Origin of the sequence: Streptomyces sp. NPDC049040 (assembly GCF_043197715.1) — a bacterium.
Taxonomy (GTDB): domain Bacteria; phylum Actinomycetota; class Actinomycetes; order Streptomycetales; family Streptomycetaceae; genus Actinacidiphila.
Map to the genome: position 1 here is coordinate 44,381 of NZ_JBICTO010000022.1, position 25,359 is coordinate 69,739.

Annotated in this window: 21 protein-coding genes; 9 read left to right on the forward strand and 12 right to left on the reverse strand. The window is 73.1% G+C overall.

Annotated features, from left to right (window positions below; all coding sequences use genetic code 11):
* Window positions 1-109: 109 nt before the first annotated feature.
* The 3 genes from ACGFMP_RS32830 to ACGFMP_RS32840 all read left to right on the forward strand — a co-directional run bounded on the left by ACGFMP_RS32830 (window position 110) and on the right by ACGFMP_RS32840 (window position 4,356).
* Complete coding sequence (locus tag ACGFMP_RS32830; RefSeq protein WP_393677127.1) at window positions 110-958, forward strand: 3-hydroxyacyl-CoA dehydrogenase family protein; 849 nt, start codon at window positions 110-112, stop codon at window positions 956-958.
* A gap of 123 nt (window positions 959-1,081) precedes the next feature.
* Complete coding sequence (locus tag ACGFMP_RS32835; protein ID WP_033176582.1) at window positions 1,082-1,381, forward strand: STAS domain-containing protein; 300 nt, start codon at window positions 1,082-1,084, stop codon at window positions 1,379-1,381.
* Window positions 1,382-1,557: 176 nt separating this feature from the next.
* A complete protein-coding gene (locus tag ACGFMP_RS32840) occupies window positions 1,558-4,356 on the forward strand; it encodes an ATP-binding protein (RefSeq protein ID WP_393677128.1) in 2,799 nt (932 codons plus the stop codon).
* 73 nt (window positions 4,357-4,429) lie between these two features.
* Here ACGFMP_RS32840 and ACGFMP_RS32845 read toward each other — a convergent pair whose 3' ends face one another.
* Entirely contained in the window at window positions 4,430-5,521 is a 1,092-nt protein-coding gene (locus ACGFMP_RS32845) for a glycoside hydrolase family 11 protein (RefSeq protein WP_393677130.1), read from the reverse strand.
* Window positions 5,522-6,137: 616 nt separating this feature from the next.
* Window positions 6,138-6,800 carry an endonuclease NucS gene (gene nucS, locus ACGFMP_RS32850; protein ID WP_393677132.1) on the reverse strand — a complete coding sequence of 221 codons (663 nt, stop codon included), beginning with the start codon at window positions 6,798-6,800 and terminating at the stop codon, window positions 6,138-6,140.
* Between the two features lie 250 nt (window positions 6,801-7,050).
* Between nucS and ACGFMP_RS32855 the strand changes: the two genes are divergently transcribed.
* On the forward strand, window positions 7,051-7,443 hold the full coding sequence (locus ACGFMP_RS32855) for an SCO5389 family protein (protein ID WP_393677133.1): 393 nt from the start codon (window positions 7,051-7,053) through the stop codon (window positions 7,441-7,443).
* A 99-nt stretch (window positions 7,444-7,542) separates the two neighbouring features.
* Here the strand turns inward: ACGFMP_RS32855 and ACGFMP_RS32860 are convergent, their stop codons facing one another.
* Window positions 7,543-8,571, reverse strand: a complete 1,029-nt coding sequence (locus ACGFMP_RS32860) for an LLM class flavin-dependent oxidoreductase (RefSeq protein ID WP_393677135.1) — start codon at window positions 8,569-8,571, stop codon at window positions 7,543-7,545.
* Window positions 8,572-8,744: 173 nt separating this feature from the next.
* Here ACGFMP_RS32860 and ACGFMP_RS32865 point away from each other — a divergent pair, with 173 nt between their 5' ends.
* On the forward strand, window positions 8,745-9,062 hold the full coding sequence (locus ACGFMP_RS32865; protein ID WP_393677136.1) for an ATP/GTP-binding protein: 318 nt from the start codon (window positions 8,745-8,747) through the stop codon (window positions 9,060-9,062).
* Window positions 9,063-9,071: 9 nt separating this feature from the next.
* Here the strand turns inward: ACGFMP_RS32865 and ACGFMP_RS32870 are convergent, their stop codons facing one another.
* The 5 genes from ACGFMP_RS32870 to mce all read right to left on the reverse strand — a co-directional run bounded on the left by ACGFMP_RS32870 (window position 9,072) and on the right by mce (window position 16,389).
* A complete protein-coding gene (locus ACGFMP_RS32870) occupies window positions 9,072-9,845 on the reverse strand; it encodes an ABC transporter permease (RefSeq protein WP_393677138.1) in 774 nt (257 codons plus the stop codon).
* Between the two features lies 1 nt (window position 9,846).
* A complete protein-coding gene (locus ACGFMP_RS32875; protein ID WP_393677139.1) occupies window positions 9,847-10,965 on the reverse strand; it encodes an ABC transporter ATP-binding protein in 1,119 nt (372 codons plus the stop codon).
* 157 nt (window positions 10,966-11,122) lie between these two features.
* Window positions 11,123-12,058 (reverse strand): cellulose-binding protein, encoded by a 936-nt coding sequence (locus ACGFMP_RS32880; protein WP_393677141.1) that lies wholly within the window; start codon window positions 12,056-12,058, stop codon window positions 11,123-11,125.
* 105 nt (window positions 12,059-12,163) lie between these two features.
* Window positions 12,164-15,727, reverse strand: coding sequence for a polarized growth protein Scy (gene scy / locus ACGFMP_RS32885; protein WP_393677143.1), 3,564 nt, complete (start codon window positions 15,725-15,727; stop codon window positions 12,164-12,166).
* A gap of 179 nt (window positions 15,728-15,906) precedes the next feature.
* The gene (gene mce, locus ACGFMP_RS32890; protein ID WP_393677144.1) at window positions 15,907-16,389 is read right to left on the reverse strand and encodes a methylmalonyl-CoA epimerase; all 483 of its coding nucleotides are present in this window, start codon (window positions 16,387-16,389) and stop codon (window positions 15,907-15,909) included.
* A gap of 140 nt (window positions 16,390-16,529) precedes the next feature.
* Between mce and ACGFMP_RS32895 the strand changes: the two genes are divergently transcribed.
* Together ACGFMP_RS32895 and meaB are read left to right on the forward strand one after the other, a co-directional pair.
* Entirely contained in the window at window positions 16,530-17,726 is a 1,197-nt protein-coding gene (locus ACGFMP_RS32895; protein WP_393677145.1) for an acetyl-CoA C-acetyltransferase, read from the forward strand.
* A 196-nt stretch (window positions 17,727-17,922) separates the two neighbouring features.
* Window positions 17,923-18,873: a methylmalonyl Co-A mutase-associated GTPase MeaB gene (meaB, locus tag ACGFMP_RS32900; RefSeq protein ID WP_393677200.1), complete on the forward strand. Its 951-nt coding sequence runs from the start codon at window positions 17,923-17,925 to the stop codon at window positions 18,871-18,873.
* A 48-nt stretch (window positions 18,874-18,921) separates the two neighbouring features.
* Here the strand turns inward: meaB and murJ are convergent, their stop codons facing one another.
* Window positions 18,922-20,529 carry a murein biosynthesis integral membrane protein MurJ gene (gene murJ / locus ACGFMP_RS32905; protein ID WP_393677146.1) on the reverse strand — a complete coding sequence of 536 codons (1,608 nt, stop codon included), beginning with the start codon at window positions 20,527-20,529 and terminating at the stop codon, window positions 18,922-18,924.
* A gap of 341 nt (window positions 20,530-20,870) precedes the next feature.
* On the opposite strand from murJ, the gene ACGFMP_RS32910 reads away from it, so the two are divergent.
* Complete coding sequence (locus tag ACGFMP_RS32910; RefSeq protein ID WP_393677147.1) at window positions 20,871-22,076, forward strand: lipid II:glycine glycyltransferase FemX; 1,206 nt, start codon at window positions 20,871-20,873, stop codon at window positions 22,074-22,076.
* Here ACGFMP_RS32910 and ACGFMP_RS32915 read toward each other — a convergent pair.
* Window positions 22,063-23,334, reverse strand: coding sequence for an MFS transporter (locus ACGFMP_RS32915; RefSeq protein ID WP_393677149.1), 1,272 nt, complete (start codon window positions 23,332-23,334; stop codon window positions 22,063-22,065). The two genes, ACGFMP_RS32910 and ACGFMP_RS32915, sit on opposite strands and share 14 nt — an antisense overlap.
* 135 nt (window positions 23,335-23,469) lie before the next feature.
* Between ACGFMP_RS32915 and ACGFMP_RS32920 the strand changes: the two genes are divergently transcribed.
* Complete coding sequence (locus ACGFMP_RS32920) at window positions 23,470-24,456, forward strand: DUF5937 family protein (protein WP_393677202.1); 987 nt, start codon at window positions 23,470-23,472, stop codon at window positions 24,454-24,456.
* A gap of 114 nt (window positions 24,457-24,570) precedes the next feature.
* Here ACGFMP_RS32920 and ACGFMP_RS32925 read toward each other — a convergent pair whose 3' ends face one another.
* Window positions 24,571-24,864: an MTH1187 family thiamine-binding protein gene (locus tag ACGFMP_RS32925; RefSeq protein WP_329174560.1), complete on the reverse strand. Its 294-nt coding sequence runs from the start codon at window positions 24,862-24,864 to the stop codon at window positions 24,571-24,573.
* Window positions 24,861-25,205 (reverse strand): DUF3817 domain-containing protein, encoded by a 345-nt coding sequence (locus ACGFMP_RS32930; RefSeq protein ID WP_393677151.1) that lies wholly within the window; start codon window positions 25,203-25,205, stop codon window positions 24,861-24,863. Before ACGFMP_RS32930 ends, ACGFMP_RS32925 begins: the two co-directional genes overlap by 4 nt.
* Window positions 25,206-25,359 lie beyond the last annotated feature (154 nt).

The window sequence follows — 25,359 nt, forward strand, 5'->3', positions numbered from 1 at the left end:
CGGTGCCGTGCGACCAAGGACACACGGTGACGCGCCCGACATCATGCTGCGCCGGGGCACGAACCGGCGCTAGGGTCCGGCGAGATACCCCAACGGAGAGGTGTGAACCGTGGCGAAGAAGCTCGCCGTCGTAGGAGCCGGCCTGATGGGCTCCGGCATCGCGCAGGTGGCGGCCCAGGCCGGCTACGAGGTGATCCTGCGGGACGTCACGGACGAGGCGCTGGCGCGCGGCACCGACGGCATCAAGGCGTCGTACGACCGCTTCGTCGCCAAGGGGAAGCTCGAAGCGGCCGACGCTGAAGCGGCGTTGGCCAGGATCTCCACCACCACCGACCTGGAGGAGGTCGCCGACGCCGACCTGGTCGTGGAGGCGGTCTTCGAGCGGATCGAGGTCAAGCAGGAGATCTTCCGCGCCCTCGACCGGATCACCGCGCCCGGCACCGTCCTGGCCTCCAACACCTCGGCCATCCCGATCACGAAGATCGCTGCGGTGACCGAGCACCCCGAGCGTGTCGTCGGCACCCACTTCTTCTCGCCGGTGCCGATGATGCAGCTGTGCGAACTGGTGCGCGGCTACAAGACCAGTGACGACACGTTGGCCCGCGCCCGGGACTTCGCCGAGAGCGTCGGCAAGACCTGCGTCGTCGTCAACCGCGACGTGGCCGGCTTCGTCACCACCCGGCTGATCTCGGCGCTGGTCGTCGAGGCCGTCAAGCTCTACGAGTCGGGCGTCGCCTCGGCCGAGGACATCGACACCGCCTGCAAGCTGGGCTTCGGCCACGCGATGGGCCCGCTGGCCACCGCCGACCTCACCGGCGTCGACATCCTGCTGCACGCCACCGGAAACATCTACGCGGAATCGCAGGACGAGAAGTTCGCCCCGCCGGAGATCATGCGGCGGATGGTGGACGCCGGAGACCTGGGCCGTAAGAGCGGTCAGGGGTTCTACCCGTACTAAGCAACGTCACTCACAGGAGTGAATTCGGTATCGGTTCGCTCACAGACGGCAACTTCTCTTTGCGACGGACCGTCAGTTGTGTGAAGACATACGGACGGGTGCCGCAATTCTTCGGGAGCGACTATGCACATCAGGGGCGACCATGCCGAGCTGGTCGTCGGGGGCCGCCTCGACGTCCGGAGCGCGGCGGACGCCCGTACGGCCCTGCACACCGCGGTCGACTCGGGCCGCGGCGATCTCGTACTCGACCTGACCGAGCTGGATTCCTGGGACGCGACGGGGCTCGGAGTGATCATGGGCGCCCACCGCAGGGCCGGCCGGGCCAACCGCCGCCTCGTGCTGCGCAACGTCCCCCCGCAGATGCAGCGGCTGCTGGTGGCGACTCGGCTGCACCGGATCCTCGCGATCGAGGCCGAAAGGTGACGTAAGGGCTGCCGGGCACCCCTGCGCTTCATTGATAGCGTTCGAGCCCTTACAGTTTGGACTCGGATTGCCCGCAGGCGTGCCACCCCGTACGCCGGACCAGGGGAATCGGGCCGGCCGCGTACGGACGGCGGCCCGGCGGCGCCCCTGACGTGACGCTCATGGGGGCGTAGGACATGGACCAGCACATCGGCGAGCCCGGCGAGCACCCAGGGCAGGACGAGCCGTTCGACGCGTTCGGTGTCAGGAGCGGCGGCAGCGGCGGAACCGACCGCGGCGCCCTCGTGCCCTACGAGCCGCCCGCGCCCGACCCCTACTTCGACGCACCGCTCGACGGCGGCTTCGACGCGGCCGCCGACCCCACCGCCTTCGACGGGCTCCGCCCGGTCGAGCCCTCGCTCTTCGACGCCGCCGCCCCGCTGCCCAAGGCGGTACGCCCGGCCCGCGAGCCGCTGGAGCTGACCGCGGGCACCGGCACGCCGAGCGGCGGCAACGCCCGGGTTCGACGGATCGTCACGCCCGACTTCCTCCTCACCGTCAACCCGGTCGACGGCACCGAGGTCAGCGTGTGCCCGCCGGACGAGCGCAGGACACCGGTGGCCCGCACCCGCGAGGAGCGCGACGCCCACCTCGCCGCCAACCGCTCGACCCCGCCGCCCGGCCCGCCCGCGCCCGAACTCCCGCTGCTGGAACGGGACGAGGAGCGCGAGCGGCTGATCCGGCTGCTGGCCCGCGGCCGGTCCGTACGCGTCACGGGGCCCTCGGGCGCCGGCCGAACCGCCCTGCTGGAGTCGGTCGCCAACGCCTGCGCCGACCTCGCGCCCGACGGGGTGCTGTGGCTGTCCGGCTACCGGCGCACCGCCGGCGACGTCCTGCACGCCCTCTACAGCACCGTCTACTCCGGCGACGACTACCGCCCGAGCCGCGCCGAACTGCCCGCGCTGCTGCGCGAGACCGGTGCCGTCGTCGTCGTGGACGACCTCGAATTCGGCGGGGCCGCGGTGGAGGAACTGCTCGCCGTCGCCCCCGAGTGCGCCTTCCTGATGTCCGCGACCCCCGACGTGGCCGCGCCGCCCGCCGAGTCGATGGTCGAGGAGGTCTTCCTCTCCGGGCTCACCCGGGTCGCCTGCGTCGACCTGCTCACGCTCGCCGCGGGACGCACCCTCGAAGAGGACGAGACCGCCTGGGCGGCCGACCTGTGGTTCGAGTCCGAGGGGCTGCCGCTGCGCTTCGTCCAGGCCGGCGCCCTGCTGCGGCAGCGGGACGCGCTGCGCTTCCCGCCGGAGCCGGACTGGGACGACTCGGTGTGGGAGAACGGCAGCACCCCCGCGGCCGGTCCGCCCGCGCCCGTGCAGGACCTGATACCCGACCTGACCGGCTTCGACGCCCCCGTGGAGCCCGACCCCGCGGCGCCGCTGGAGATACCCCCGGTCACACCGCTGCCCGCCCGGGTGCCCACCGCCGACGTGCCGCTGCCGTCGCTCGCGGAGAGCGCCGCCCCCGCCGACCTGCTCGCCTCCCGGCTGAGCGAGTCCGCACGCGAGGCCCTCGCCTTCGCGGTCGCCCTCGACGGCGAATGCCCGCACCCCTCGCACCTGCCCGCCCTCGTCGGCGACACCCACGGGGACGCCGCACTCGGCGAGATGACCGCCGTCGGCCTGGCCGTCCCGGTCGCCGCGCACTACCGGCTCGCCGCCGGTGTCACCCCGCAGCTCGCGGCCGCGTTCACCGCCGAGGGCGAGCTGAGCGAGGTCCAGGCGCACACCGCCGCCCTGCACTACGCCTGGTGGACCGGGCACCCCTCGGTCACCCCGGCCCGCGCCGCCACCGAGTCCGAGGCGATCATCGCCGCGATGACCGCCTGCCGCGACAACGGCAACCCCACCGCCGCGGTCCTGCTGGCCCGCACCGTGGCCCCCGTCTTCGCCGCCGCCCTGCACTGGGGCGCGTGGGAACGCGCGCTGCGGATCGGCCAGGAGGCCGCGCGGCTGTCCGGCGAGGTCGCCGAAGAGGCCTACTTCCACCACGAGTTGGGTGTGCTGGCGCTGTGCAACGGCACACTGGACCGCGCACGGGCCGAGCTGGAGGCGTCCATCGCGCTGCGGGGCGCACTCGCCGACCGCCAGGGCACCGTGGTCGGCCGCCGCACCCTCGCCCTGGTCGACGACCTCGTCCCGGCCGCGCCCCTCGAACTCCCGCCGGCCGCCGCGGAGGACGACCCGGCCGCTTCGGCGCCGCCGCCGCTGGCCGTCATCCAGCACCGGCCCGCGGCGCACGCGGCGTCCTCGCCGGGACCCAAGCGGCTCGCCATCATCGGTACCCGCCGCAACCTGGTCGCGGCCGGCACCGGTGTGCTGCTCGCCGCGGTCCTCGGCACGATCGTCACCCTGGGCGCGACGTCGGGGGCCGGCGACAACCCCGACCAGAAGAACCAGGTCAAGCCGCTGGAGTCGGCCCAGCAGGACGCCCCGGACGACTCGTCCACGACCGCCCCCGAGACGACCTCGCCGACGGGGACCGCCCCCACCACGCAGCCGCCCTCCGCGACGACGACGGCGAGCGCGTCGACCACCCCGACGAGCGGCACCCAGGGCGGCACCCAGGGCGGTGCCCAAGGCGGTACGTCCGCCCCGCCGCCGACCTCGGGCCCGCCGCACCACTCGACCGGCGGCGGCTCATCGTCCGGCGGTTCGTCCTCGTCCGGTGGTTCGTCGTCCGGCGGTTCCTCCACTGGCGGTGGCGGCACCAACGGAGGCACCACGGGCGGTGGCGGTACCACCAGGCCGCCGACGACGCCGCCCACCACACCGCCGACGACCTCGCCCACCACATCTCCGACGACGTCCACCTCGCCGTCGACCAGTCCGCAGTCGCAGTCCGTCCCGCCGCCGGCCGGTAGCGGGTCCGCGGGCGCGCCGACCGACGCGGGGAGCCCGGCCACTGCGGACAGCGGGACGCCGACCACGGCGCCGTAGGGCGCCGGGTCGGCGGAGGATCGCGGCGCGGCGGCCGGAACCGCCGCGCCGGTGGTGCGGGTCGTGCGCTGGGTCAGTTCGCCTGGCAGGAGAAGGATGGCCAGGTCGTGCGGCCGTTCTTCTGTATCGTCAGCCCCCAGTTGTTGCCGCTGCCGTTGGATTTGGCGACCAGCTGGTATTGGCTCGGGTAGCTGGCGCTGATGTTCCAGGTCGACATGACCACCTCGGGCGAGGGGAGGTTCACCGTCACGGTCCAGTTGCTGGAGCCGGAGACCGAGACGTTGAGGTTGTAGCGGTCGCTCCACTGGTCGCCCGCGGTCACGTTCGCGGTGCAACTGCCGCCGCCACCGCCGGTGGTGCCGCCGTTCGTGGTGCCGCCGTTCGTGGTGCCGCCGTTGGTCGTGCCGCCGTTGGTGGTGCCGCCATTGGTCCCGCCACTGCCGCCGCTGCCGACGGTGATGTTGGAGCTGCCGGAGGAGTGGTAGCCCTCGGTGGCGAGGATCTCGTAGTTCGGGGTGCCGAGGTTCAGGCCCGCCTGGGACCACGCGTTGAACATGTTGGACACGGTGATGGTGCCGCCGGTGCGCTTGGCCTGGCGGACGGCCCAGTACTGGTAGAACGTCGCGGTGCCCTGGATGGAGGGCTGGTTGACGCGCTGCGTGCGGTACAGGTCGTACGTGCTGCCGTCACTGTTCACCGAGCCCAGCCGGGTGGCGCCGCTGCTGGGGTTGTAGTTGCCGTAGTTCTCGACGATGTAGTACTCGATGAGCGGGTTCGTGGTCCAGCCGTACAGCGACAGGTAGCAGTTGCCGCTGCAGTTCCACGAGCCCGAGTAGGTCACGGCCCCGGTGTTGCCCGGGTTCCAACCCTTGCCGGCGACGAAGTTCTCGACGTTGTTCCACTGGGTGCTGTACTGGCCGCCGGAGCCCATGGTCATGGAGGCCTGGCCGCTGTTCTGGCTCCAGAACGAGTAGAAGTACCCGTTGTTGGTGCCGGTGCTGTTCGAGTTGACGGTCGTGTCGGCGTTGGCGGTGCCGGGCATGACCAGGGCGGCCACGCCGACCAGGGCAATGGTGACGATGCTGCTGATGAGCAGCCGGAACCGGTTGAGCACCCGGAAGCGACCGCCTCTGCGGCTCTCCGGCGGGGCGGGGGGATTGGTCATGTGCGTGGGTCCTCCTCATTGAGGGCTGGCGGGGCAGCCCGGCGTCCTGACACGGCCCCGTGGCCGGCGGGGCGTTGTGCTCTGTCGACGGCGACAGTGTTGAACCGGCCAGACGCACTGTCAACACTTTCGGCGAGAATCCCGAAAGCGTCGCATCGGTCAACAGTCCTGTGAGAAGGGGTTGTTGCAGGTCAGCGGGCCTAGTTGACCATCGGACTTCCTCAGGGATCGACTAGAGCGCGATCCAGGCTCCCGTTGCGAGGTCAAGAGCATCGAAAGTTTCGAAAATCTCCCCGGATCTTGCAGTCACCACTCGCCGAGAGCGGGACCAGCCGCGGACCGGCCCCGGACCAGCCGCGGGACCTCCGGGGGCGGTCCGGCCCGGGCGCGGGGAATTCCGGCGCGGTGGCAGGGGAAAGCGGTGGCTCCGCGGATTCGGCGGCGGCCCGAATTCACCGGCCGTGGTGCGCGACGATTCCCCCGCCGGCCGGGTGGGCGCACTTTTGTTGGCGCTGACCTGCGCGAGGGGCATGACACGGCCCCGCCGGCGGTGAATCGGAGTGCGCGCGGGCAATACCGGTTCAGCGGGCCTGCGGGGCCGGTGGATATGCGGGCGTCAGAACAGCCGGAGTTTGTCGTCCTCGATGCCGCGCATCGCGTCGTAGTCGAGCACCACGCAGTCGATGCCGCGGTCGGTGGCGAGCACGCGGGCCTGCGGCTTGATCTCCTGCGCCGCGAAGACGCCCTTGACCGGCGCCAGGTGCGGGTCGCGGTTGAGGAGTTCGAGGTAGCGGGTCAGCTGCTCCACGCCGTCGATGTCGCCGCGCCGCTTGAGCTCGATGGCGACCGTGCGGCCGGCGGCGTCGCGGCACAGGATGTCCACCGGGCCGATCGCCGTCGGGTACTCGCGGCGGATCAGGGTCCAGCCGTCGCCCAGCACTTCCATCCGGTCGGCGAGGAGTTCCTGGAGATGCGCCTCGACACCGTCCTTGATCAGGCCCGGGTCCACGCCGAGCTCGTGCGAGGAGTCGTGCAGGACCTCCTCTATCGTGATGATCAACTGCTCGCCCCCCTTGTTGACGACCGTCCAGACGCCGTCCTCGCCCTCCTTGAGGGTGCACGGCGGGGACATCCAGTTGAGCGGTTTGTAGGCACGGTCGTCGGCGTGCACCGACAGGCTGCCGTCGGCCTTGATCAGCAGCAGCCGGGTGGCGGACGGGAGGTGGGCGGACAGCCGGCCCGCGTAGTCGACGGAGCAGCGGGCGATCACGAGGCGCATGGGGAGTCACGCTACTGGACGCCCAGGGCGCTCCGCGATCCGGGCCCGGGGCCGCCGGGACCGTACGAGTTCGGCCGACTACGGCCCGGCGTCGAAAAATGGCCGGTTGTGCGTGCTACCTCCTGGTGCGCGCAGCATTACAACCCTACGGTTGAAGGCCGGAGGTCCGACGCGCGGGAGACGCGGCTGCGGGCTCCGGATCCCGTCCGTGCGACCCCGTGCGTCCACGGGGTCACCGAGAGGAGTACCCATGTCGCTCGACGTCTCTCCGGCCCTCCTCGAACAGGCCGAGCGAGGCGAGGTCGACGAGCAGGAATTCGTCGACTGCGTCAGGACGTCCCTCCCCTACGCGTGGGAGCTGATCAGCTCATTGGTGGCACAACTCAAGGTCGATGGGGGGAATTTCGCGGACAACCAGGTGCCGCCGCCGAGCGAGAAGGAACGCGGCCAGCTGCTCCGCGCGCTGGCGAGCGATGCGATACGCGGGGCACTGCAACGGCACTTCGGAGTGCGGTTGGCCTTCCAGAACTGCCACCGGGTGGCGGTCTTCCCGCTCGACCCGGCGGTCGCCGAGAGCTACGGCCGATTCACCTCGGTGCGGTCGCAAGTGCTCAACCAGTCACCGGAGTTCCGCGACTGCTGACCGGCCCGCGTCTCCCGTGCCGCACGCGCGGGAAGCCGTGGCCGACCGACGCCGGCGACACAACGGGGCGTGCTTCCGCGACGGGCCGTGCGCATGTGATCAGGCCAGTTCCGGGAGTACGTCACCGCCGAGCCGCGCGACGTTGTGCAGTGTCGCGTCGAGGTCGCCCGAGCCCTCCACGAGCAGGGCGAACCGGGTGATGCCGGTGCGTTCCGCGGTCGCCGCCAGGCGGTCGGCGCACAGCTGCGGCGGGCCGACGGGGTGCAGCGCGCAGAGCAGCTCGGTGTACGCGTGCGGGTCGCGCATCGCCCGCGGCCTGCCGTCGACCGTCCGGTGCGCGCCCAGGCCCTGCTGGAGCCAGCCGGGCATCGCCTTGAGCAGGGTCTCGACCGCGTCCGCGCGGGTGTCGGCGACCTGGGCCACCCCGGCAGAGACGTGACCCGCGGCGGCGACCGCCTCGGGGGAGTGCCCTGCCGCCAGCGCGGTCCGCCGCCACAGGGCGACCATCGCGGCCTTGTCCTCGTCGCCGCTGTGCATGCCGAGCAGCATCGGCAGCCCGCGCTCCGCGGCCAGGCCGACCGTGCCGGGCGAGGTGCATGCCACCACCACCGGCGGCCCCTCGCCTGCCGGCTCCAGTTCGTCGGGCCGCGGCACCACCGCCACCTCGCGGAAGGTGTACCGCGGCCCCCGCGCGCCCACCGAGGGCTCCCGCAGCCAGCGCAGCAGCAGGTCGAGCGACTCGGGCAGGCCGTGCTCGTAGGCGGCCGCCCCGGCGCCGAAGACCTCCAGGTCCACCCATGGCCCGCCGCGCCCCACCCCGAGGGTGAAACGGCCGCCGGAGGCCAGGTGCAGCAGCGCCGCCTGCTCGCCGAGCGCCACCGGGTGCGCGGTCGGCAGCACGCTCACCGCGGTGCCGACGCCGATCCGCCGGGTCCTGCCGAGCAGCAGCGCGGCCAGGGTCACGGCCGACGGGCACACCCCGTACGGCACGAAATGGTGCTCGGCCAGCCAGACCGCGTCCAGCCCCGCGGCCTCCGCGGCCTCGGCCGTCGATATCGCCCGGTGCAGCGGCTCTGCCTGGCCCTGACCGGGGAACTGAGCCGCGAGTACGAACGTCCCAACGCGCATCGCCCACTCCCTCCTTGCCATGACCAACGCCTGGCACGTGCCAAAGGCACGGCCTTCTGCGGCGTTTTCATGATTTTCGCCGGTCCTGCGGCGGATCCGCCCGTTCGGGTACCCGGAGCCGGTACGCGTACGCTGGATGCCGTCCGCGAAGCCAGCAGAGCGCGAGGTGTACCGTGTCGCCGCGACGTAACCACCCGCACGGCGCCCAGCGCCCCGTGGAGAGCAGCCAGGAGTCGGGCGTCGGCGGCGCCGGCACCGAGGAGTGGCAGGGCGAGGAGTGGGTGGTGCGGCCGATCGCCGGCGCCGCGTCGACCAAGCACTACCGCTGCCCCGGCTGCGACCAGGAGATCCCGCCCGGCGTCGGCCACGTGGTGGCCTGGCGCGAGTACGACGGGCTCGACGACCGCCGGCACTGGCACCGGGCCTGCTGGAACGCCAAGGACCGCCGCACCAGCAGGGTGCAGCGGTCCCGTAACGCGCCCAGGTACTGAGCGGGGGGCTCAGGCGTCGCGCTGCCTGAGCACCAGGTAGCCGCCGATCAGGGCCACCACGACCCACACCGCCATGATGCCGAGGCCGCCCCACGGCCCGTACGACGTGTGGTCGTCGCCTGACGGCACGACCTGCATGATCTTCTGGCCGGCCTGGTCGGGGAAGTAGCGCGCGACGTTCTTCACCTTCGGCACCGCCGACAGGATCGGCGAGACCAGGAAGAAGAACGGCATCAGGATGCCGAGGCCCAGCATCGGGCTGCGCAGCATCGCCGCGGCGCCCACACACAGCAGCACCAGCAGCGTCATGTAGAGGCCGGCGCCGACGACCGCGCGCAGCACGCCCGGGTCGCCGATCTGCGCCTTGTGCGAGCCCAGCAGCGACTGGCCGAGGAAGAAGACGATGAAGCTGGTCGCCATCCCGACCACCAGCGCCAGCGCGCCGGCCACCGCGACCTTGCTGGTGTAGAAGGCGCCGCGCTGCGGTACCGCGGCGAGCGAGGTGCGGATCATCCCGGTGCTGTACTCGCTGGAGATGACCAGCACGCCGAAGACGATCAGCGCGAGCTGGCCGAGCGTCATGCCGAAGAAGCTGGTCGCTGTCGGGTCGAAGGTCGCCTGGTCCTCGGACGACAGCGAGTTCCAGGTGTTGTTGAACACGAGGCAGATGACCGCGCCGAGGGCCACGGTCACGATGAAGGCAAGGGCCAGCGTCCAGATGGTGGAGCGGACCGACCTGATCTTCGTCCACTCCGATTGGAGGACGGCGGAAGGCGCAGCCATGTCAGCGACCCTTTCCCGAGCCGGGGTTGCGCCACTGGGCGCCCCACTGCTGCCCGCCGGACTGCGGCGGCTGACCGGGCTGCGCGGGCGGCTGAGCGCCCGGCTGGGGCTGCTGGGGCGGCGGTGGCGCCGCGGCCTGCTGTCCCTGCTGCCCGTGCTGCCACTGCTGCTGTCCGGGAGCGGCAGGCACCGGCACGGAAGCGCCCGGTGTCACCGCGCCGTGCGCGTGGTATTCGACCGACTCGGCGGTCAGCTGCATGAACGCTTCCTCCAACGACGCCCGCTGCGGGCTCAGTTCGTGCAGCACCAACTGGTGCTGTGCGGCGAGTTCACCGAGGTCGGCCGCGTCGGTGCCGGTGATCTCGAAGGCCCCGTCGCCGGTCGTCACCACGGTGTGGCCCGCGGCGGTCAGCACGTCCTTGAACCGCTCGGGCTGCGGGGTGCGCACCCGCACGTAGGAGCGCGAGTTGCGCTCGATGAAGTCCGCCATCGAGGTGTCGGCCATCAGCCGGCCGCGGCCGATCACGATCAGGTGCTCCGCGGTCAGCGCCATCTCGCTCATCAGGTGGCTGGATACGAAGACCGTGCGGCCCTGCGCCGCCAGGCCCTTCATGAGGTTGCGGATCCAGTGGATGCCCTCCGGGTCGAGCCCGTTGACCGGCTCGTCGAACATCAGGATCTCCGGGTCGCCCAGCAGCGCCGCCGCGATGCCGAGCCGCTGGCCCATGCCCAGCGAGAAGCCCTTGGAGCGCTTGCGCGCCACCGCGGTGAGCCCCACCGTCTCCAGCACCTCGCCCACCCGGTGGGTCGGGATGCGGTTGGACTGCGCGATGCACAGCAGATGGTTGTACGCGGTGCGCCCGCCGTGGATCGACTTCGCGTCCAGCAGCGCGCCGATGTGCTTGAGCGGTTCGCTGAGCTGTGCGTAGTGCTTGCCGTCGATACGGACGTCACCGCTGGTGGGCGAGTCCAGGCCGAGCAGCATCCGCATCGTGGTGGACTTGCCCGCGCCGTTCGGCCCGAGGAAGCCGGTCACCACGCCGGGGCGCACGGTGAAGGTCAGATGGTCGACTGCGGTCTTGTCCCCGTACCGCTTGGTGAGCCCCTGCAACTCAATCATGGGGGCGAGGCTAGCAAGACACGGCGGACCCCCCGCACGCAAGCGTGTGAGGGGTCCGCGAAATCCGGTCGAACAGCGCGCCGTCCCCGTACTGCCGGGGCCGGCGGGACAGCCGGGGAGCACGGGCCTGCCGTGGTGCGGCCGGCCCGCTCCGGGGTCAGCGGGACTGCTGGGCCGGGACGCCCCGCGAGATCGGCTCGTCGTCGGGGGAGCCGGCCGCGGCGACGGCCGCACCGGTGAGCGTGGCCAGCATCTCGCGGACGTTGGTCAGCTGGGCGTTGATGCTGTCGCGGCGGTTGGTGAGCGCCGCCAGCTCGCGCTCGGATTCGCTGCGGATCCGGTCGGCCTTCGCGTTCGCGTCCGCGACGATGTCCTCGGACTGGCGCTGCGCGGTCTCGACCGTCTGACGGGCCCGGCGCTCCGCGTCCGTACGCAGCTTCTCCGCCTCGAGGCGCAGCTGCTCGGCGCGGTGCTCGATCTCCGCCAGGCGCTTCTCCGCCTTCGCCTGACGCGACGCCAGGTCGCGCTCGGACTGCTCGCGGCGCTTGGCCAGGTTGGTCTCGAAGTCCGCGGCGGCCTGGGCGGCCTTGGCGCGGGTCTCCTCGAAGAGCGCGTCCGCCTCCTCGCGCTTGGCCTGGGCGTCCTTCTGGGCGTCGCTGCGCAGCTGCGTCGCGTCGCCCTTCGCCTTGTCGACGATCCGGGCGCCCTCGTCCTCGGCCTTGGCCTTGCGGTCGGACGCGAAGGCCTCAGCGTCGTTGCGCACCTGCGACGCGGAGGACTCCGCCAGCTCGCGGTGCTGCTCGGCGGCGCGGCGGGCCTCCTCGCGCAGGTCCTTGGCCTCTTCCTCGGCCAGCCGGAGGATCTTCTCCACCCGGGCGCCGAGACCGGCGTAGGACGGCTCGGAGTCGTTGACCTGAGCAGCGGCGTTCTGGGTTTCGAGGTGCAGTTCCTCGATGCGCTTCTCCAGCGCGGTGATGCGCGTCAGGGCACTGTCACGGTCGGCGACGAGCTTGGTGATGCGGTCGTCCACCTGTCCGCGGTCGTATCCGCGACGCACCAACTCGAAGCCGAAAGGGGAGGAAGTGTCGCTCATGGGGTTCCTGTCGATGATTCAGACCGGTGAGGTGATAGAGGGAATCCTAGGGGGCTCAGCGGCGTGTCACCGAGCCATTGCGCATTCGGCATGGAGAATGTCCGCTCAATCGAGTGGAGCATCGTCGTTGCGCTTGCCACCTGTCCGGGCGGAACCGGCGGCCGCTCCCGCGGAGACCGTACTCTTCGCGGATTTCGCCGCGCCACCCGGTGCTTCGAACGACTCCAGCGCCTCCAGCACGTCCTGGACGCGGCCGATCTCCGCATTGATGTCCTCGCGCCTGCGGACCAGGGTGTCCAACTCGCGCCGGCCCTCGGTCACGATGCGCTCGGCCTCCGCGCGCGCCTCCCCCTTGACCCGCTCCGCCTCCCGCTCGGCCTCGGTCTTGTTCTGCTCGGCCTCCTTGAGCAGGCCCTCGACCTTCTTGACCGCGGCGATACGGACCTTGCTCGCCTCCGAGGTGGCGGTCGACTTGATCTCGGCGGCCTTCTGCTCGGCCTCGCGCAACTGCTCGGTCGCCGCGGCCACCAGCTTGTCGACCCGCTCGCCGACGACCCGCATCGCCTCCGCGGCCTCCTTGCGGGACCTGTCGTGCAGCGCCTCCACCTCGGACTCCACCCGGCGGCGCAGCTCGTCGGTGCGCTCCCTGATCGTGGTGGCGTCCCTGCGGGCCTCGCCGAGCAGCGTGTCGGCGTCCGTACGGGCCCGCTCCACATGGCCGTTGCCCTCCGCGGTGCCCTCGGTGACCAGGCGCTCCGCCTCGGCCCTGGCCGCCGCGATCATCGTGTCCGCGCTGTCCTCCGCGGCCGCCGCGAGCCTGCGGGCCTCGGCCTGCGCCTTGCCGACCAGCTCGTCGGCCTGCTCCGCGGCCTCGCTGCGGCGCTTGTTGGCCGCCTCCCTGGCCTCGTCGAGCACCCGCTGCGAGGCGGCGCGGGACTCCTCGGCCTCCCGCTCCGCGCCCGCCAGGGTGTCCCTGGCCATGGTGCCGAGCCGGTCCGCTTCCTCGCGGGCCTTGCCGACCAGCTGGTCGGCCTGGTTCGCGGCGTCCGTACGCATCCGGTTGGCGTCGTCGCGGGCCTCCGACCGCAGCCGGTCCGCCTCCTCGATCGCCTCGTTGACCGTGCGGTCGGCCAGCGACCTGGCGGCCTCCGACTCCTCCTGTGCCTCGCTGCGCATCCGCGCCGCGTCCGCCCCGGCGCGCTCGCGCTCGGAGTTGGCGTCCGAGTGCAGCCGGTCCGCCTCGCCCTGCGCCTCGGCGCGCACCCGCTCGGCGGCGTGCTCGGCCGCGGACCGCAGCCCGGCGATCTCCTGCTCCGCCTCATGGTGCAGGTGCGCGACCGAGTCCCGCACCTGCTGCGCGGTCGCCTCGGCCGCCGCCACCAGCTCGCCGGCCCGCTGCTCGGCCTCCGCCGCCAGCCGGTCGGCCTCCGCCGCCGCGTCCTCGACCCGCTTGCGGGCCGCCGCCAGCAGCTCCTCGCTCTCCCTGCGGGCCTGCGCCCGCTCCTGCTCGGCCTCGCCGCGCGCGGTGGCCAGCTGCTCCTCCGCAGCCCTGAGCCGCCTGGCCGCCTCCTCCTGGGCGGCGGCCAGTGCCTCGGCCGCCTCCACCCCGAGGCGTTCCGCCGCGGCCGAGGCCTCGGCGCGCACCCGGTCGGCGGTCTCCTGCGCCTCGGTCCTGCGCTGCTCGGCCTCCGCCGCCGCCTCGGCCTGCACGCGCAGCGCGATGTTCTCGCCCTCGGCGCGGGTCTGCGCCGCGTCGGCGGCCGCCTCGTCCCGCAGCCGTACGGCCTCGGCCTCGGCCTGCTCGTGCAGGGTACGCACCCGCTCGGCGGTCTCCTGGCGCAGCCGCTCGGCCTCCTCGGCCGCCTCCGCGCGGATCCGGTCCGCCTCCGCGGTCGCGTCCCGCAGGCCCTGCTCCGCGGTGGCGACCCGGGTCTCGGCCTCCTCGCGCAGCCGGGCCAGGTCGACCTCGGCCTCCTCGCGCATCCGGGCCACGATCGTGCCGGCCTCGGCCCGCTGCCCTGCGGCCGCCTGCTCGGCGGCCTCCGTGACGGCCGCGCCCTGCCGCTCGGCCTCGGCCCGCAGCTCGTCGGCCTCGGCGCGGGCGGCGCGCAGCGCCTCCTCGGCCTTCGTGTTCAGCGCCGAGGCCCGCTCCAGGGACTCGGCCCGCATCCGCTCGGACTCGGCGGACGCGCTCTGCCGCTGCTCGTCACCGTCGGCCTTGGCCTTGGCCAGCAGCTCCTCGGCCCGGCTCGCGGCCTCCTCGATCTGCTGCACCGCCTCGCGGCGGGCCTCGCCGCGGATGCGCTCGCCCTCGGCCACCGCGTCGGCCCGCAGCTGCTCGGCCTCGCCGCGCAGCCGCCTGGCCTCCTCCTGGAGCTCGACCGTCCTGGCCCGGTACTCCTCGGTGTCGTCCTGCGCGGCCCCGCGCAGCTCCTGCGCCGAGGCCTCGGCCTCGCTGCGCAGCCGCTCGGCCTCGGCCTCCGCCTCGCCGCGGATCCGCTCGGCCTCCTCGCTCGCCCCCTTGGTGGTGGAGCGGGCGTCCTCCGAGGCCTTGGTCAGGATCTCCTCGGCCGAGCGGGCGGCCTGCGCCAGCTGGGCCGCGGCGTCCTCGGCGGCGGCGGCCCTGGCCGCCTCCTGCGCGTCGGTGCGGATCCGCTCCGCCTCGGCCCTCGCGTCGGCGACGGTCTGCTCGGCCTCGGCCTTGGCGGCCTCCGCCTCCCTGGTCGCCTCGTTGACCATCCGGGCGATCTCGGCCCTGGCCGTACGGGTGCGCTGCTCGTTCTCGGTCTCGGTGGCGGCCAGCCGCTTGGCGGCGCCCGCGGTGGCCTCCTCGCGCAGCCGCTCGGCCTCCGCGGTGGCGGTGCGCAGCGTCTCGTCGGCCTCCCGCAGCCGCTCCTCGGCCACCCGGGACAGCTCTGCGGCCCGGGTCCTGGCGTCGTCGGACTCGCTGCGGGTCGACGTCCGCAGCTGCTCGGCCTCTGTGGTCGCCTCCTGGGCCTGCGCGGAGGCGGCGGCCAGCAGCCGCTCGGCGTCCGCGCGGGCCCTGCGCAGCAGCTGCTCGGCCTCGGTGCGCGCCGTCTGGGCGTCGGCGGTCAGCCGCTCCCTGGTCTGCTCCGCCACCCGGGTGGCCTCGGCCCGTGCCGCGGCAAGCGCCGCGTCCGACTCGGCCCTGGTCTCGTCCAGCAGCCGGCGGGCCTGCGATTCGCTGCGGGCCCGCAGCTGCTCGGCCCACGCCACGTTCTCGTTGACATGGGTCTCGACGTTGGCCCTGCGGTCGGCGAGCTCCTCGTCCAGCTGGCGGCGCCTGGCGATGGCCTCGGCGTGCCACTCGGCCTCGAAGCGCGACTGGTGCTCGGCCTGCTCCTGGAGCAGCCGCTGGGTCTGGGCCCTGGCCTCGCGCAGTTCGCGCTCGGCGTCGGCGCGCAGCTGGTCGGCCTGGATCTGCGCGTTGCGCAGCAGCTGGTCTGCCTGGTGCCCGATGTTGTCGTAGGCAGGACGGGACGCCAGCATGCGCCGCGCCTCGTGCAGTTTGGCGCGCAGCACCTCGACCTGGTATCCGAGGTCGTCGGCGTGGTCGACCGCTTTGCCCCGCTCGGTACGAAGCCGGTCCATCTCGGCTTCGAGCTGAGAGAGGTGGTCGTCAGCCCGGTAGCTGTCGTTGCCCCGCACTCCGCGGTCCCATCGGTCTCCTGGCGTCCTCACCCGCCAACCGGGTGAGATTCTCCGTGGCCCTGTTTGAATCCAGGGCCATAGGAAGAATGGTGTCAGATCAACGGCGCGGAGCGGGAGCGTACCCAGAGCCCACCCCGGTCGGCCCGGTCACTCTACCGGGCAGGACGGGGGTTGGGTCAGTGGTCCTGAGGGTCCTGAATCTCCCGCGCACCGTCCGCGGCCCCGCCGGGGGCGTGCGCGGCGGCCGCGGTCACCAGTTCGGTGAGCACGCCGTGGCAGTCCTTGGGGTGCAGGAAGGTGATCCTTGAGCCCATGGAACCGGTCCGCGGCTCGTCGTAGAGCACCCTGACGCCCTTGCCGCGGATGTCGGCGGCGTCCGCGTCCACGTCCGCGGTGCCGAAGGCGATGTGGTGCACGCCCTCGCCGTTCTTGGCCAGCCACTTGCCGACGGCCGAGTCCTCCCGGGTCGGCTCCAGCAGCTGCAGGTAGGAGGCGCCGCCGTCCGAGGTACCGCTGATCTTCAGCATGGCCTCGCGGACGCCCTGCTCCTCGTTCACCTCCGTGTGCGACACCTGGAAGCCGTAGGTGGCCCGGTAGAACTCGACGGTCGCGTCGAGGTCGAAGCAGGCGATGCCGATGTGGTCGATGCGGGTCAGCATGGATCCAGTGCACCCCACGGGCCCGTGATTACGCAACGTGCGCGCCATCACACGGTCCGGCGGGTGACTCCGGCTTTACCCGTCAGTACATTGATGCTAACCCTCGTTAACTTCCTCTCTTCAGCCGAAGGGGTCGCACTATGCAAGACAGGACTCGATCGGTGATCGTCGCGGGTGCACGCACCCCGATGGGCAGGCTGCTCGGCAGCCTGCGTGGCTTCTCCGGCACCGACCTCGGCGGGATCGCCATCAAGGCGGCCCTGGAAAGGGCCGGCATCGGCGGCGACCAGGTGCAGTACGTGATCATGGGGCAGGTGCTCCAGGCCGGTGCGGGCCAGATCCCTGCCCGTCAGGCCGCGGTCAAGGCCGGCATCCCCATGTCGGTGCCCGCCCTCACCGTCAACAAGGTGTGCCTCTCCGGGCTCGACGCCATCGCCCTGGCCGACCAGCTGATCCGGGCGGGCGAGTTCGACATCGTGGTGGCCGGCGGCCAGGAGTCCATGACGAACGCCCCGCACCTGCTGCCGAAGTCCCGGGGCGGCTTCAAGTACGGCGCCGTCGAGATGCTCGACGCGATGGCCTACGACGGCCTCACCGACCCCTTCGAGAACATCGCGATGGGCGCGTCCACCGAGAAGCACAACACCCGGCTCGGCATCGAGCGCGCCCCGCAGGACGAGTTCGGCGCCATGTCCCACCAGCGGGCCGCGGCGGCGCAGAAGAACGGCCTGTTCGACGCCGAGATCACCCCGGTCGAGGTCTCCCAGGGCAAGGGCGACCCGGTGGTCATGACCAAGGACGAGGGCATCAGGCCCGAGACCACCGCCGAGTCCCTGGCCCGGCTGCGCCCTGCCTTCTCCCCCGAGGGCACGATCACCGCGGGCACCGCCTCGCAGATCTCCGACGGCGCGGCGGCCGTGGTGGTCATGAGCCGGGCCAAGGCCGAGGAGCTCGGGCTGTCGTGGATCGCCGAGATCGGCGCGCACGGCAATGTCGCGGGCCCCGACAACTCGCTGCAGTCCCAGCCCTCGAACGCCATCGCCCACGCCCTGGGCAAGGAGGGCCTCACGGTGGCCGATCTCGACCTCATCGAGATCAACGAGGCCTTCGCGGCCGTGGCCGTCCAGTCCATGAAAGACCTGGGTGTGACACCCGAAAGGGTGAATGTGAACGGCGGTGCGATCGCTCTGGGCCATCCCATCGGGATGTCGGGAGCCCGTATCGTTCTGCATCTGGCCCTGGAGCTGGGCCGACGCGGCGGCGGCACCGGTGCCGCCGCGCTGTGCGGGGGCGGGGGGCAGGGCGACGCGCTGATCCTGCACGTGCCCGCGAACTGAACCGGCCTCCTGCCGGGGGGTCGGCGCCGAACGGGCTCGCCCCCCCCGGCGAGTGGGCACGAGGCCGCGCCGCTGTCGAAGCGCGCCGCTGTCGAAAGGGAGAACGCGCAGAGTGAGCGAGGAACGGGCGAGGGAGCAGGACCGGCCGGCGGCAGCCGGTGTGGGCGGCCGGAGGCGCACCGAGCCGCCGAGGACGGTGGATGTCGGCTCGCTGGTCGAGCAGGCCCGCGAGGGCAGGCCCCGGGCGGTGGCGCGGCTGATCTCGCTGGTCGAGGGGGCGTCCCCGCAGCTGCGCGAGGTGATGGCCGCGCTCGCCCCGCTCACCGGCGGTGCCTACGTGGTGGGCCTCACCGGCTCGCCCGGCGTCGGCAAGTCCACCTCCACCTCGGCCCTGGTCAGCGCCTTCCGCAAGGCGGGGCGCCGGGTCGGGGTGCTGGCCGTCGACCCGTCCTCGCCCTTCTCCGGCGGCGCCCTGCTCGGCGACCGGGTGCGGATGTCGGAGCACGCCTCCGACCCCGGCGTCTACATCCGCTCCATGGCCACCCGCGGCCACCTCGGCGGCCTGGCCTGGGCGGCCCCGCAGGCCATCAGGGTGCTGGACGCGGCGGGCTGCGAGGTGATCCTGGTCGAGACCGTCGGCGTCGGCCAGTCCGAGGTCGAGATCGCGGCCCAGGCCGACACCTCGGTGGTGCTGCTCGCCCCCGGCATGGGCGACGGGATCCAGGCGGCCAAGGCCGGCATCCTGGAGATCGGCGACGTCTACGTCGTCAACAAGGCCGACCGCGACGGCGCGGACGCCACGGCCCGCGAGCTCAACCACATGCTGGGCCTCGGCGGCTCCCGCGGGCCCGGCGACTGGCGCCCGCCGATCGTCAAGACCGTCGCCGCCCGCGGCGAGGGCATAGACGAGGTCGTCGCCGCCCTCGACAAGCACCGGGCCTGGATGGAGGAGCACGACGTCCTCGCCGCCCGCCGCCGCGCCCGCGCCGCCCATGAGATCGAGACGATCGCGCTGACCGCGCTCAGGGCCCGCATCGGCGACCTGCACGGCGACCACCACCTCACCGCGCTCGCCTCCCGCGTCACCGAAGGCACCCTCGACCCGTACGCGGCCGCGGACGAGCTGATCGCCGACCTCACCGCGTAACGCCGTCCGGAGCCGGGCCGGGAGCCGGGGCCCGTCAGGGGCCGGGCGTCACGGCCGCCGGAAGCGCAGCCGCAGCGGCCGCGCCAGGGCCAGCGCGGGCAGCACCAGTGCCGCGCCGCCCGCCAGCAGCCCGGCCAGATCGCCCGTGGACGAGGTACCGAACCGCCCGGTGCAGTAGTGCGCGGCGGCCAGGGCCGCCGCGGCGCCGGGCAGGAAGGCGGCGAGCAGCCGCAGGTGGTGCGACAGCACCCGGGGGCGCCAGGCCAGCCGGCGGCGCAGCAGCGTGGAGGTCGCGAGCAGGCCCGCGGTGCAGGCCACGGCGTAGCCGGCCGCCATGCCGGTGACCGCCCAGCGGGCGGGCAGCAGCACGTAGGAGGCCCCGGCGAGCGAGGCGTTGACGGCGGCGATCAGCACGTTGAGGAAGAAGGGCGTCCTGGTGTCGCCCAGCGCGTAGAAGCCGCGGGCCAGCAGGTACTGGCCGGCGAACGCGGGCAGGCCGAGCGCGAAGGCCGCGAGCATCCACCCGATGGCGCCGGCGTCCGCGTCGGTGGTGGCCCCGTGCTGGAAGACCACGCCGGTGATCTGCGGGGCGAGGGTCAGGAAGGCCAGCACCGCGGGGACGACGGCCGTGCCTGACGCGTTGAGGCCGCGGGTCAGGTCGGCGCCGATCGCCGCGTGGTCGCCGTCGGCCGCGGCCCGGCTCATCCGCGGCAGCAGGGCGGTGACCAGCGAGACGGTGACGATGCCCTGCGGGACGACCCACAGGCTGTACGCGTTGCTGTACGCGGCATAGCCGACGCCCGCGTGGTGGCCGGCCGCCAGCGCGTGCTGGCCCGCGGAGGTGGAGAGCCGGGTGACGACCCAGTAGGCGGCCTGGTTGACCAGCACCAGCAGCAGCGTCCAGACCGCGGCCCGTACCGGCTGGGTCAGCCCCGCGCCCCGCCAGTCGAACCGCGGGTGCCAGCGGAAGCCGGCGGACCGCAGCGACGGCAGCAGGCCGAGCGCCTGCACGGCGATGCCCGCGGTACTGCCCAGGCCGAGGACCATCGCGTCGCGGTGGTCGATGCCGCCGTGCGCCATGGCGAGGTAGAGGGAGAGCACGGCGATGACGACGAGGTTGTTGAGCACCGGGGTCCACATCATCGCGCCGAACCGGTCGCGGGCGCCCAGCACCTGGCCGAGCAGTGTGAAGACGCCGTAGCAGAGGATCTGCGGCAGGCAGTAGCGGGCCAGCGTGACCGTCAGGTCGCGCTGCCCGCCGCTGAAGTCCGGTGCGTAGGCGGTCACGAGCAGCGGCGCGGCCAGTACTGCGAGCGCGGTGACCGCCACGAGGCCGACCGCGCACAGTGTCAGCAGCCGGTCGGTGTACACCCGGCCGCCGTCGGCGTGCTCCTTGGCGGCGCGGACCAGTTCCGGCACGAAGACGGACTGGAGGGCGCCGCCGATCATCAGGGCGTAGATGATGTTCGGCACCGTGTTGGCGACTCCGAAGGCGTCGCCAGAGGCGGCCGTGCCGACGGCCGCGGTGATCACCGCGAGCCGCAGGAAGCCGGTGGCCCGCGAGGCGAGCGACCCGGCGACCATGAGGGTGCCGCTGCGGCGCAGCGAAGGCCTCGCGTGGGCGCGCCTGCCCTTGCGGACCGCGGCTGTCGTCACCTTGCTCCCGTTCCCGTCCGCTGCGCTCTTCCGGCCGGCGCGCGCTTCTCCCCCCAGGGCCCGGCCGGGCGCCCCGGGTCCCGCCGATGCGCGGCCGTCCTCCGACCGGAGCGACGCCGTGGCCGGCGGCCCGGTTCCCCGAGCGCCAGGGTCGCCGCGACGCGGGCCGCGCGGGCGGTGCCCGTGGGCGCGCCGCCGGCGCCAGTGTGTCGCACGTGTCCCGGGCGCTCCAGCCCCGGGCGGTGTCGGGAAAGTCTCTGTCACCTCGGGGGCGGCACAGGCGTGACACAGGTGAGCGGGCCGCCCGGGCCCGCCGCCACGCGGAGGACGACGCCTTGACGATGACCACCCACCATCGCCCGCAGTCCCCCGCGGGGGAGCGCACCGCCCTGCGTGTGGGGCCGATACCCGCCGCGGTGCACGCGGACTTCCTGCGCCGGCCCGGCGCGCACACCGCGAGTTTCCTCCAGACCCCGGCGTGGGCCAGGGTCAAGACCGGCTGGCAGGCCGAGAGCCTGGGATGGTTCGACGCCGGCCGGCGCCTGGCCGGCTCCGCCCTGGTGCTCTACCGGCGGCCCCCCGGCGTACGCCGCTTCTTCGCGTACCTCCCCGAGGGGCCGGGGCTGGACTGGGCGGACCCGCAACTGGAGCGCTGGCTGGACCCGTTGCTCGACCACCTGGCAGGCACCGGCGCCTTCGCCGTACGGATGGGGCCGCCGCTGGCGTACCGCAGGTGGTCGGCGCGGACCCTCAAGGACGCGGCGGGGCCCGGCCGCAGGGTCGGCGACATCCTGCCCGACCTGGTGGAGCCGCTGGGCGCCGCGGTCGCCGACCGGCTGCGCGAGTCGGGCTGGCGGCGCTGCGGCGAGGACGGGCAGGGCGTGGGGGCACCTCCCGGGCGGCTCTCCGGGGGAGCGCAGCCCCGGCTGGTCTTCGAGGTCCCGCTGGCCGGGCGCGGCCTGGACGACCTGTGGACCGGCCTGAACCAGGAGTGGCGGCGCAACATCAAGAAGGCCGCCAAGTCCGGTGTGTGGACCGGTGTGGAGGGCCCGCAGACGCTGCCGGCCTTCCACGCCCTGCTGCGGATCACCGAGCGCCGCGACGGCTTCGACCTCGGCCGCGGTCTCGACTACTACCAGCGGCAGTACGCCGAGCTGAACGCGGAGCAGCCCGGCCGCATGTACCTCTACACCGCACGCCACCAAGGCGAACTGCTCGCCGCGCACACCCTGCTGACCGCGCCTGACGGCGGCCGCGTCTGGTACCAGACCGGCGCGTCCGCCGACCACCGCCGGGAGGTGCGGCCGAGCAACGCGCTCCAGTGGCGGATGCTGTGCGACGCGCTGCTGGCGGGCGCCGGGGTATACGACATGCGCGGGGTGCCGGACGACCTGGACCCTGGGTCCCGCGCGCACGGGCTGCTGCGCTGGAAGCTCGGCACGGGCGGCGAGGCGGTGGAGACCGTGGGGGAGTGGGAACTGCCGTTGCAGGGCGCGGTGAACAAGGCGCTGCACCGGGCGATGCACACCTATCTCACCCGGCGCTGAGTCCCGCGGGCCGGACCGCCGGCACCGCCCGGGTGCGCCGCACGGAGCGCAGCACCAGCAGCACGCTCAGGGTGCCGCCGACCCCCGCGCCGGCGATGACCGCGTACGGCGGCGCCCACTCGGCGAGGGCGCCGCCGACCGTGATGCCGATGCCCTGGAGCGTCATGAGCCCGGCGCCGAGCAGCGACATGGCCTGCCCGCGCATGTGGTCGGGCACGTCGGTGACGAACCACTTGTCCATGCCGAGCGCGTAGGCCGCGCACAGCCCGGTGAGCACCAGCAGGACCAAGGCCAGCGGCAGCGACGGGTCGACGGCGAAGAAGACCAGCGGCAGCAGCGAGACCGCCGCGAGCGGCAGCACGATCCGGTCCCGGGCGGCGGGCGAGAGCAAGGTGCCCGCGAGCACCTCGCTCACCGCGGTGCCCGCGGGCATCGCGGCGAGGAAGAGGCCGAAGCCGACCGTGCCGATGCCGGCGGCCTTGGCGAAGGGCGCCGCCAGGCCCTCGGCGACGATGAAGAACATCGGCGGCACCCACCACATCAGCAGCAGCGCCCTGATCCGCGGGTCGGCCATCAGCCGTCCGGCCGAGGCGATCGACTCGCGCATCAGCCGCCCGCTGCCGGTGACCCGGGCCGGGCGGTCGGCGGTGCCCAGCCGCAGCAGCAGCGCGGACCCCGCGAAGGTGCAGGCGGTCAGCAGCAGTGCGGAGCGCGGTGACAGCCACACCAGGACCAGGCCGCCGAGCCCGAAGCCGGCGATCTGCGAACCCTGGGCCACGATCCGGACCAGCGACCGCCCGAGCACGTAGCGGTCGCCCTCCAGGATGTCGGCAAGGCTCGCGGCGCGGGTGCCGGTGAACAGCGGGGCGATCAGCGAGACGGCGATCCGCAGCGCGAACAGCAGGGCCACCGGCGCCCCGGGTATCGCCATCGCGGCCACGCAGCCGCCGGACAGCACGTCGCAGGTCACCAGGACCCGGCGGGACGGATAGCGGTCGGCGATACCGGACAGCAGCAGGCCGCTGAGCGCGTAGGGCAGGTAGGTCAGGGCGAAGACGAGGGCGGAAAGGATGGCGGAGCCGGTCTCGGCGAAGACAAGGACGGCGAGCGCGACCTCGGCGAGCACACCGCCGAGCAGGGACAGCACGTGCGCGGCGAAAATGGGCCGGAATTCGCGGACAGAGAAGACGGCACCGTATCCGATGGGGGTGTCACTGTCGCCGCCGTGGGTGGTGGAGGCGTTCTCCGCGTTGTTCACGTGCTCTTCTCCGGCCGGCGAAAGCGGGTTGACACCGCGTGGAGGGTGCTCGCTGTCCGTTGTCATGCCATCACCCTGGAGCCGCAGGGACCCCACGTGTAGTCTTTCGCGTCCAGCCGAATCTTGGGGGTCATGATGTCGCTTCGCATGCGATTTGCGGCTGAGGACCTGCTGAGGTGCCGTTTCGCCATCTCGCCGCTGCGTGAGGCGCAAGGTGCGGTGCGCACCCTGTCCCGCCCCGACCGGCACGGCCACCACCTGCCCTGGCTGCGCCAGGTGCGGGCCGCCGCGGCCGGTCTCGACCTGGCCCCGCTGTGGCTGCTGGCCCCCGAGCACGGCTACGGCCCCGACTTCCTCCAGCCGATACCCGAGATGCCGCTCGCCGCCCTCGACGAGGAACTGGACATCGTGCGGGCCACCCCGCCCGAGGTCGCGAGACGGCAGATCCGCGCCGCCCTCGCCCAGACGCCTGGCGCCGCCGACACCCGCAGGGGCCGCGCCATGCTGGCCGACCCGGCGGGCACCGTACGGCAGCTCGCGGGACTGTACGAGCACGTGTGGGCGGCCCTGCTCGCCCCGCACTGGCCGCGGCTGCGCGCGGTGCTCGAAGCCGACGTCGCCTACCACGCCCGGCGGCTCGCCGACGGCGGCATGCAGCGGCTCTTCACCGGGCTGCACCCGAAACTGCACTGGTCGGACGGTGCGCTGACCACGGCAGGCGCCATGGGCCCGCTGCCGGAGCCCGGCGGCCGCGGCCTGGTGCTGGTGCCCAGCGTCTTCTTCTGGCCCGAGGCCGGCAGCGCCTTCGACCCGCCGTGGCAGCCGCTGGTGGTCTACCCGGCGCGCGGCATCGGCGGCCTGTGGGCCCCGGGCGGGCCGACCGCGTCCACCACTCTGGTCCGGCTGCTCGGCGGGAACCGGGCCGCGATCCTCAGCGGCCTCGACGCCCCCACCACCACCACGGCGCTGGCGCACCGGCACGTCATGGCGATGTCGTCGGTGTCGTCCCACCTCGCGGTGCTCCGCGACGCGGGCCTGCTGACGTCGCGCCGCTACGGGCACCAGGTGCTCTACGAGCGCACCGCGCTGGGCATCGCGCTCGCCACCGGTGGCCCGCTGTGACCGGCGGACCGGCGCGCGCGGCCGGACCGATGCGGTCCGTTCGTAGTCCGTGCTTGCCCGGCGCGTGACGGAAACGTGATCACTGTGCTACGCCAACATGTCCGGAAACGGCCGTCATCCGGCCAGATAACGCTCCACCGTCGCGACCTTGGAGTCCAGTCCGTCGGTGACTCCCGGCCGCAGATCGGCCTTGAGGACCAGCGACACCCGCGGCGCCCGCTCCTCGACCGCGGCGACCGCCCGCTTCACCACGTCCATCACCTCGTCCCAGTCGCCCTCGACGGAGGTGAACATCGCGTCCGTACGGTTCGGCAGGCCGGACTCGCGCACCACCCGCACCGCGTCGGCCACGTACTCGCCGACGTCCTCGCCGACCCCCAGCGGGGTGATCGAGAAGGCGACGATCATGCGCCGACCGCCTCCTGCGTCTGCGCGCGGGCGGCGACGACCACGTCCTCGCACTCGCGGGCCAGGGTGCGCTCGGCGAAGAAGCCGCCGGTGGGCAGCACCGACAGCACGAACAGCAGCGCCGCCCGCCCCAGGTTCCAGCGGGCGGCCCGCCAGGCCAGCGCCCACAGCGCGACATAGCCGAGGAACAGCACGCCGTGCACCGCTCCCATCACCGGCACCGCGTTGAAGTCCGTGGTGCGCTTGAGCACCGAGCAGACCAGCAGAAGCAGGAACGAGACCGCCTCCGGGGCGGAGATCAGGCGCAGCCTGCGCAGCGCGCGGGCGGTCATCAGATCCACGGGAACCTCACTGTAGGAAAGGGGAGGAGCTGTAGGAGCTCCCGGAACTGCCGGCCGGGATCTTGTGAACGCGATCACAAGCCCCGTCCCATTATCACCGCCCCGTATCGATGGCCCGCCCCCGGGGTAGGAAACCGTCCGACGGGCGATAGCG

What these genes read in the sequence shown, in the direction of transcription:
- ACGFMP_RS32835 (WP_033176582.1), top strand. Translation starts at nt 1,082, where the DNA reads ATGCACATCAGGGGCGACCATGCCGAGCTGGTCGTCGGGGGCCGCCTC.
- ACGFMP_RS32840 (WP_393677128.1), top strand. Translation starts at nt 1,558, where the DNA reads ATGGACCAGCACATCGGCGAGCCCGGCGAGCACCCAGGGCAGGACGAG.
- ACGFMP_RS32845 (WP_393677130.1), bottom strand. Translation starts at nt 5,521, where the DNA reads ATGACCAATCCCCCCGCCCCGCCGGAGAGCCGCAGAGGCGGTCGCTTC.
- nucS (WP_393677132.1), bottom strand. Translation starts at nt 6,800, where the DNA reads ATGCGCCTCGTGATCGCCCGCTGCTCCGTCGACTACGCGGGCCGGCTG.
- ACGFMP_RS32855 (WP_393677133.1), top strand. Translation starts at nt 7,051, where the DNA reads ATGTCGCTCGACGTCTCTCCGGCCCTCCTCGAACAGGCCGAGCGAGGC.
- ACGFMP_RS32860 (WP_393677135.1), bottom strand. Translation starts at nt 8,571, where the DNA reads ATGCGCGTTGGGACGTTCGTACTCGCGGCTCAGTTCCCCGGTCAGGGC.
- ACGFMP_RS32870 (WP_393677138.1), bottom strand. Translation starts at nt 9,845, where the DNA reads ATGGCTGCGCCTTCCGCCGTCCTCCAATCGGAGTGGACGAAGATCAGG.
- ACGFMP_RS32875 (WP_393677139.1), bottom strand. Translation starts at nt 10,965, where the DNA reads ATGATTGAGTTGCAGGGGCTCACCAAGCGGTACGGGGACAAGACCGCA.
- ACGFMP_RS32880 (WP_393677141.1), bottom strand. Translation starts at nt 12,058, where the DNA reads ATGAGCGACACTTCCTCCCCTTTCGGCTTCGAGTTGGTGCGTCGCGGA.
- mce (WP_393677144.1), bottom strand. Translation starts at nt 16,389, where the DNA reads ATGCTGACCCGCATCGACCACATCGGCATCGCCTGCTTCGACCTCGAC.
- ACGFMP_RS32895 (WP_393677145.1), top strand. Translation starts at nt 16,530, where the DNA reads ATGCAAGACAGGACTCGATCGGTGATCGTCGCGGGTGCACGCACCCCG.
- ACGFMP_RS32910 (WP_393677147.1), top strand. Translation starts at nt 20,871, where the DNA reads ATGACCACCCACCATCGCCCGCAGTCCCCCGCGGGGGAGCGCACCGCC.
- ACGFMP_RS32920 (WP_393677202.1), top strand. Translation starts at nt 23,470, where the DNA reads ATGTCGCTTCGCATGCGATTTGCGGCTGAGGACCTGCTGAGGTGCCGT.
- ACGFMP_RS32925 (WP_329174560.1), bottom strand. Translation starts at nt 24,864, where the DNA reads ATGATCGTCGCCTTCTCGATCACCCCGCTGGGGGTCGGCGAGGACGTC.